Below are 7,581 nucleotides of genomic sequence, written 5' to 3' on the forward strand. Positions count from 1 at the left end.
CGACCATCTCGCCCGGCTGAAGCCCGTCCAGCACCTCGCCCGACAGGCGGTTGGTGACACCGACGCGCACCCGGCGGTCGGCGGGAATACCGTCCTCGCCCATCACCTGCACGCGAAAGGCCTTGCCGGGCCTGGCCGGGCCATCCTCGGGCGGGCGGGCCTCGACCTGCTGGCCGAGACGCTGGCGCTGACCGGGCGCCTTCAGGGCGGCGACGGGCACGGTGATCACGTCGCGCGCCTCGTTGATCACGAAGAAGACCTGGGCGCTCATCTGCGTCATCAACAGCCCGTCGGCATTGTCCGCATCGAACAGGGCGTTATAGAGGACGACGTTGTTCACCACCTCGGGCGTCGGCAGCACCTGTTTCAGGGTGCCGGTCCAGCGCTTGGTGCCGCCGCCCAGCGTGGTGAAATAAGCCCTCATCCCGACGCGGAGGCGCGAGACATCGGCCTCAGAGACCTGGGTTTCCACGGTCATCACGGAAAGATCGGCGATCTGCAGGATGATCGGCGCCGACTGGTTGGCGTTCAGGGTCTGGCCCCGGCGCGCGGTGATCGAGGTGACCGTGCCATTCATCGGGGCATAGATCTTGGTATAGCCGAGATTGGCCTGATCGCCCTTCAGGGTCGATTCCGTCTGCAGGATCTGGGCCTTGATCTGGTCGATCTGGGCGTTGGCGGACTTGAGGCCGGCTTCCGCCGATTGCAGGGCTTCCTCGGTCGTCGCCTTCTGCGCCCAAAGCCGGCGCTGGCGGTCGCGCTGCTGGGTCGCCAGCACCGCCTGCGCCTCGCGGTCGGCCAGCTGCGCCTTGAGCGCGAGCAGTTGTGCCTCGTCGGCGGCGACGCGGGACTGATAGACTGTGGGGTCGATCTCGGCCAGCAGCTGGCCTTGCGTCACATGATCGCCGATCTCGACGTGAATCTGGCGCAGCTGGCCCGAGACCTGGGTGCCGACATCGACGTAATCGCGCGGCTGCAGGTTGCCGAGGGCGGACACCGTGTCCTCGATATCGCCCCGGCCGACCTCGGCGGTCAGATAGGTGACGGCGGGAACGGTTTCACGGCCCAGGAACCACCAGCCCGCGACCCCGGCCACGACAAGGGTGGCAAGCACATAGGGCCAGCGGCGCCGGGCGGGCGGGCGGGGCGTCGTCGGTCGGTCGGTCATCGGGAAATCTTGCTGGCCTCGCGGAACTATCCGCTGTTCAACGTGCAACGCCGGCCGATCCTGCCCGGTTCCGGCGATAGAATTTTCCGCTCAACGCAGGTTGAAAGCGATAGGCACGGTGAATTCCATGGTCTCGCCCGGAACATCATCCGGCATGGCCGGGAAGGGATCGGCCCGGCGGATGGTGTCCATCGCGGCTTCGTCGATGCCGTCATGCGGGCTTTGCCGCTCGATCTGGCAGTTCAGGACGCGGCCGTCCCGCGCCAGACGGAAGCGGACCACCGGCGTGCCCTGCAGCCCGCGCCGACGCAGGCGATCGGGGAAGCGCTTGTGCTTCTCGATCCAGGCCCCGACCATCGCCTTGAAATCCGCCCGCGCACCAGGATTGCCGCCACCGGCCGTCGCCGAGGTGCCGTCGACGGCGACCGCCGCCACCGCCTGCGGCGGGGCCGCCGTCGTCACCGTTTCGGCCGCCGGCGCTGGCGCCTCGACCTTTTCCTTCTGCGGGTTGGGCTTCTTCGGCCGCTCCGCCCGCTCGCGCGGCTTCGGCTTTTCGGGCTTCGGCGGTTCGGGCTTCTTGTCGGCGGCGACAGCCACCACCGGCTCGACCGCCTGCACCGCTTCCGCCATCACCGGCAGGACATCGGGCGGGGTGACTTCGGCCGCTTCGACCGGGGTCACATCGGCGGCCTCGACGGGGGCGACGCTGCTCGCCGCCGCCGTGGCCATGGGCGGCAGCATCAATTCGATGGTCGGTGGCGCGGCGAATTTCGCCCCGCTATCCGGCTGGACGAAGAACACGAGACCGGCGATCGCCGCGGCATGAATGCCGAACGAAAGGCCCAGGGACAGATTGCGCAGGCTTTTCATGCTATTGCGCGGCCGGCGCCGTCTCCGCGATCATCGACAGCTTGGAGAAGCCGGCGGTCGAGACGACACCCATCACTTCCATCAGCCGACCGTAATCGATCGACCTGTCGCCGCGAACATAGACCACGCGATCCGGCGCTTCCTGCGCCAGGACCTTCAGCCGGGCCAGGAGATCGATGTCGGAAAAACCTTGCTTATCGATGAAGGTCTTGCCGGCGGCATCGATCGAGACGACCAGCGGCTCCTGCGGCGGGGCGACCTTGGCCGCCGTCGTCTTCGGCAGCTGGACCGGCACGCCGACCATCATCAGGGGCGCCGCGACCATGAAGATGATCAGCAGCACGAGCATGACGTCGACGAAGGGCGTCACATTGATTTCGGCGACGGGACGATAGAGGCTGCCGCCCTCGTCCCCTCCGCCGGCGCCCGGCAGCATTCCACCCGCCATGATGCTTGCTCTCCCGCGTCCCGCTACTCGGCCGCGCGGCGCAATTCGGCCGCATGACCCTTCGTCCGGCCGATCTGGCTGGCGAGGCGGGCAATGGCGGTCGACAGGCGCGCACCGACCCGGCCGAGCTGGGTCGAGAAGGCATTATACCACATGACGGCGGGAATGGCGGCGACGAGGCCGATCGCGGTCGCGAACAGCGCCTCGGCGATGCCGGGGGCGACCACGGCGAGGCTGGTGTCCTGCGAATTGGCGATCGCGGTGAAACTGTTCAGGATGCCCCAGACCGTGCCGAACAGGCCGATGAACGGTCCGGCCGAGCCGACGGTGGCGAGGAACGGCAGGCCCTTTTCCAGCTCGCGCAGGTTTTCCGTCACGGTCAGGCGCATGGCCTGTTCGGCGCGGCCCCGGCGCTCCTCCACATCCTCGGCGGCGAGTTCGCGCCATTCGGTCAGGCCAGCCTCGACCGCCAGCTTCGGCAGGCCGACGAGATCGGCGGCGACGGCGGCGCCCTTCCGCGCGGCGACCCCGGCTTCCAGCCCCGCCACCTCCCGGCGCAGGCGGCGCAGGCGCAGCGACTTCTCGAGCGCGATCGCCCAGGTCGCGACCGACGCCAAGACCAGAAGGATCATCACGGCCTTGACGATAGGATCGGCCTGGAGGAACAGCCCGCTGATCGTGACGTCGTGGACCTGCTGGACGAGTTCCGCCGGCAGGCCGGGCGCGGTGACCGCGACAGCGGCGTCGGAAACGGCAGTGGCGGGTGTTGTGGTCGGATCCATCGCTACACTCCAGCCCGGGGTTGACCCGGCGCCTCACCAAACATGCGAATGATTTTCAGTAACAACTCTATAGTCAGCCCCACGCCCATTCGCAATCGCGAAATATGCCATCGGGGCCGCTTCCCTACAATTCGGCCCAACGTCGCAGCAGGTTGTGATAGCTCGCGACCAGGCTGCGGATCGAGGGATGATCGTCCGGCAATTCGGCGCGCAACCGGCGGATGGCGACATCCATCTCGTAGAGCAGGCGGCGCTGGCCGTCGTCGCGCACCATCGACTGGCTCCAGAAGAAGGAGGCCCAGCGGCTGCCCCGGGTCACCTCCGCCACCCGGTGCAGGCTGGTCGAGGGATAGAGCACCATGTGCCCCGCCGGCAGCTTCACCGCCTGGGTGCCATAGGTATCCTCGATGATCAGCTCGCCGCCGTCGTAAGTGTCCGGATCGGACAGGAACAGGGTCGACGAGACATCGGTCCGAATGCGCATCCCCGCCCCCGGCACGCCCCGGATCGCATTGTCGACATGATCGTCGAACTTCATGCCGGCATCGTAACGGTTGAACAGCGGCGGATAGACCCGCAGCGGCTGGGCCGCCGAGACGAACTCGGCGCAAGCGCCGAGCGCCCGCAGGATGCGGTCGCCGAGCTGGCGCGCGATGTCGGAAGTCTCGGGGATCTGCAGATTGTATTTGGCCTTGGCCGATTGTTCCCCCGCCGTCACCTTGCCGTCGACCCAGGGCGATTGCTCGAGCAGGCGCCTTATTTCGGCGACCTCGACCGGTTTCAGCACGTCGGGAATGGCGATCAGCATCGGATAATGTCCATCGAGGCCAAAGGGCGGGCCCCGGAGAGCCCGCCCGAGGTTACAGGTTTTGCCGCTCAGAAGGTCGCGGTGGTCGAGAAGATCAGCGTGCGACCGGCCGCGGGAACGAGGCGGTTGCCGCGGGTCTGGTCGTAATTGTCGTCCCGGTCGAACAGGTTGTAGCCGTTGACCTGGACCGCGACGCCCTCGCTCAGGCGATATTGCGCCATGGCGTCGACCGCGAGGTAATAGGGTGCTTCTGCATAGGTAATTTCATCGGTCGCAGCGCGATAGCTCTGCGCGATGAACATCTCGTCATGGTAACGCACGCCGGCCCCGAGGGTCAGGTCGGCTAGGACATCGTAGCTCGTCCAGATGTTGATGGCGTTTCTGGGTACGTTGTTGACCTCGCGGCCTTCCATCTTTTCGTTGATGATGGCGCTGGAATTGCCGAAATCGAGATATTCGCTGTCGATGAAGGCATATGACGCCTGAACGGTCCAGGCGTCGGTCAGCCGGCCGGTCAGCGAAAGCTCGAGCCCGCGGTTGCGGATGCTCTGGCCCGAGGCCGTGATGACGTCGCTGTCGTCGACCTCCTTTGAATTGTCGCGCTCGACCTGGAACACGGTCAGTCCCGTGCCGAGACGCCCGCCGAAGAAATTCAGCTTGCCGCCGATCTCGAAGGTCTCGCTGGTCGTCGGCTCGAGGGCCTGCACGGCCTCGGTGGTCGACACCGGATTCGTGCTGTTGCCGACCGTCGTACCCGTCGCCGGCTCGGAGGCGCGCGACCAGGAGATGTAATAGGTCTGATTTTCGGACGGTTCCCAGACGAGACTGGCTCGTGGACTCCACAGAGTTTCGTCGATTTCCGCCCCCGTCGAAGTGTGGGGCACGGCGGGGACAAAGACCGGCGGAGAGACGGTGCTATCGACCGCGCCGAAGGTGGTCAGCGTGCTGCTCGCGCTGTAGCGCTCGAAGCGGAGCCCCCCGAGCAGCGAAAGCTGTTCCGTGAACCAGATCTGGTCGCTGGCGAACACGGCGAAGCTCGTCGAATCCGAATTGCGCTCGTTGGTCGCGACATAGTTCGGCGACCAGCTGTCCTTGCTCGGGTTGTAGAGGTCGACAGGTGACGGCCGGGCTTCACCGATATTGCCGTTGCCCTTGCGGATTGCCTCCTCGTAAGCGGCATCCGCCCCCAGGATCAACTGGTTCTTCATGCCGCCCAGGGTAAAGTCGGCGATGCCGGTCGTGATGTTCTGCACACCCCACTGATCGGTATAGGTGGGCGAGGAGGGGCCGCCACGACTGGCCACGGGCACTGTCGACGGATCGCCATCGAGCAGGTTGGCCAGGCAACTGCCCGCCGTCACGACGCCCGTGGTATTGCTCGCGCCCCCGCAGCTCGGCGCCGTGGGCAGAAAGTCACGGGTGTAGAAGCCGACGCGGCTGTCATTGTGCACCTTGAGCCAGGGTGTGGCCTGATGCGAGAGACGGACGGTCAGCACGTCGGCGACCGTGTCGTCATGATCGAGGGTGCCACCGTACCAGTTACCGCTGTCGACATCGACCGGGCCGCTGTCGGCCGAGGCGACGCCGCCATTGATCGAATTCGCGACCACCGGAATGCCGTAATCCGGCACGCGATTGTCTTCCTGATGGAAGTAGCCGACGGTCAATTCGGTATCGGTGCCAAGGCCGAAACCGATCGAGGGGGCGATGCCCCAGCGCTTGGATTCGGGGCCGTCACGGTCGACCGGCTGGCTGTCGGTATACATGAGGTTCAGGCGGAGCGCCGTGGTGTCGCCGATCTTGCGGTTGATGTCCGCCGTGGTGCGGGCGTGGGGTCCAAGGCCCAGTTCGCCATGCAGGGTGACGAAATCGTCGAGCACGGGCGCCTTCGAGGTCGTGTTGATCGTGCCGGCGAAATTGCCCCGGCCGAAAGTCTCGCCCGAGGGACCGAGGAAGACCTCGACACTCTCGGTGTTCCAGGTGTCGCGGGTATAGACGCCGAAATCGCGAAGACCATCCTGGGTCACGTCCGTCTGAGACGAGAAGCCCCGGATGCGGAACTGGTCGCCGTTGAGGGCGCCGCCCTCGCCGATTTCGACCGTGACACCGGGGACGTTGCGCAGCGCCTGCTCGAGGCTGGTCACGCCCTGTTGCTGCAGGGTTTCCTCGTTGATCACATGAATGGTCTGCGGCGTGTCCTGGATTTCCTGCGGCAGCCGGTCGATCGCGGTCTCGCGCTTCTGGTTGTTGGCGGGGGCGGCGCCGGTGACGCTGACCGTCGGCAGGGTTTCGGCGGTCTGGCCGGCGGCGGCGGTCGGTGTCCAGTCGCCTTCCGGCGTGACCAGTTCGCCCGCATGGGCGGGCGCTGCGGCGAGCATCGCCAGCATGGCCAGGTGGGAAACCCGCGGACGGGAAAAATCGATCATGGAAAGCCCCTCATCAACCCTGCACAGAATGCAGATGCGAAGCGTTCTTATTTGCTATGAGAGTGACTCGCAATATCACGGGCAAGAGCATTTTCTGATCAAAGGGTTTTCGAGCGCAGGAAACGGGCGCTTGCGCCGTTTCCCCGGCGCTGTGGCCTGAAGTCGGCTCGAATTGTGGCGATTTCGCCACAATCGCCTTCACTGATCGCCGGCTTGACGGATAGGCGCCGCCAAACATTAATGCGATGCATTTTCATTATTATAACCAGTATCAGCTCACCGGACCCCTACCCATGACCGCCAAAACCCGAGGCCGCCTGCGCAAGCTCTGGCTCGATATTCACCTCTGGCTCGGCGTTGGCCTGTGCCTGCTCTCCGTCCCCGTCGGCATCACCGGCAGCGTCCTGGTCTGGCACGACCAGTTGGAGACCGTGACCGAGCCCCAGCGCTACGCCGTCACGGGCGACGATCGCGGCCCGTCCCTGGCGGCTTTCGTCGACCACGCGGTGGACCGACTGGGCGACGGCGCGCGCATCACCCAGATCCGCCTGCCCGCCGAAACGGGGGAGCCGGTCGTCGTCGTCGCCCGTCCACCCCGGGCCGCCGGCCCGCGCGACACGGTCTCGGCCTGGATGGACCCGCCGACCGCCGCCGTGCTCGACCTCGGCCCCAGCAACAACGGCTTCATGCGGCTGATGCATGATTTCCACGGCAATCTTCTGGTGCCGCAATTCTCGGGCCGGCAGATCGTCGGCTGGGTCGGGGTCGCGATGCTGATCCTCTCGCTGTCGGGCATCTATCTGTGGTGGCCGAAGCGGATTTCCCTGGTGCGGGCGCTGGGCTGGCGAAAGGGCCTGCGCCCTTCGGCCAACCTGCATCACATGTTCGGCATCTGGATCGCGATCCCGCTGGCCGTCCTGTCCTTCACCGGCATGTATATTTCCTTCCCGCAGACGACGCGGGCCATCGTCGGGACCTTCACCGAAGTCTCGCCCCCGCGCGCCCGGCCGCCCGGTGGCGGCCCCGGTGGCCCCGGTGGCGGCAACCTGCCCCTGGCCGAGACGCGCATGGGGCCGGAC

The 7,581-nt window shown here is 66.3% G+C and carries 7 protein-coding genes; 1 reads left to right on the forward strand and 6 read right to left on the reverse strand.

Annotated features, from left to right (window positions below; all coding sequences use genetic code 11):
- The 6 genes from WAZ62_RS05865 to WAZ62_RS05890 all read right to left on the reverse strand — a co-directional run.
- Nucleotides 1–1,168 (reverse strand): efflux RND transporter periplasmic adaptor subunit (locus tag WAZ62_RS05865; RefSeq protein ID WP_422642578.1); only part of this gene is annotated, 1,168 nt, incomplete at its 3' end.
- A 90-nt stretch (nucleotides 1,169–1,258) separates the two neighbouring features.
- A complete protein-coding gene (locus WAZ62_RS05870) occupies nucleotides 1,259–2,038 on the reverse strand; it encodes an energy transducer TonB (RefSeq protein WP_422642579.1) in 780 nt (259 codons plus the stop codon).
- A 1-nt stretch (nucleotide 2,039) separates the two neighbouring features.
- Nucleotides 2,040–2,486, reverse strand: coding sequence for an ExbD/TolR family protein (locus WAZ62_RS05875; protein WP_422642580.1), 447 nt, complete (start codon nucleotides 2,484–2,486; stop codon nucleotides 2,040–2,042).
- A gap of 23 nt (nucleotides 2,487–2,509) precedes the next feature.
- The gene (locus WAZ62_RS05880; RefSeq protein WP_422642581.1) at nucleotides 2,510–3,268 is read right to left on the reverse strand and encodes a MotA/TolQ/ExbB proton channel family protein; all 759 of its coding nucleotides are present in this window, start codon (nucleotides 3,266–3,268) and stop codon (nucleotides 2,510–2,512) included.
- Nucleotides 3,269–3,392: 124 nt separating this feature from the next.
- On the reverse strand, nucleotides 3,393–4,076 hold the full coding sequence (locus WAZ62_RS05885) for a Fe2+-dependent dioxygenase (protein ID WP_422642582.1): 684 nt from the start codon (nucleotides 4,074–4,076) through the stop codon (nucleotides 3,393–3,395).
- A 68-nt stretch (nucleotides 4,077–4,144) separates the two neighbouring features.
- On the reverse strand, nucleotides 4,145–6,502 hold the full coding sequence (locus WAZ62_RS05890; protein WP_422642583.1) for a TonB-dependent receptor: 2,358 nt from the start codon (nucleotides 6,500–6,502) through the stop codon (nucleotides 4,145–4,147).
- 293 nt (nucleotides 6,503–6,795) lie between these two features.
- Between WAZ62_RS05890 and WAZ62_RS05895 the strand changes: the two genes are divergently transcribed.
- The coding region (locus WAZ62_RS05895) for a PepSY-associated TM helix domain-containing protein (RefSeq protein ID WP_422642584.1) at nucleotides 6,796–7,581 on the forward strand (786 nt) is incomplete at its 3' end.

Source organism: Zavarzinia sp. (genome assembly GCF_049306435.1).
GTDB lineage: Bacteria > Pseudomonadota > Alphaproteobacteria > Zavarziniales > Zavarziniaceae > Zavarzinia.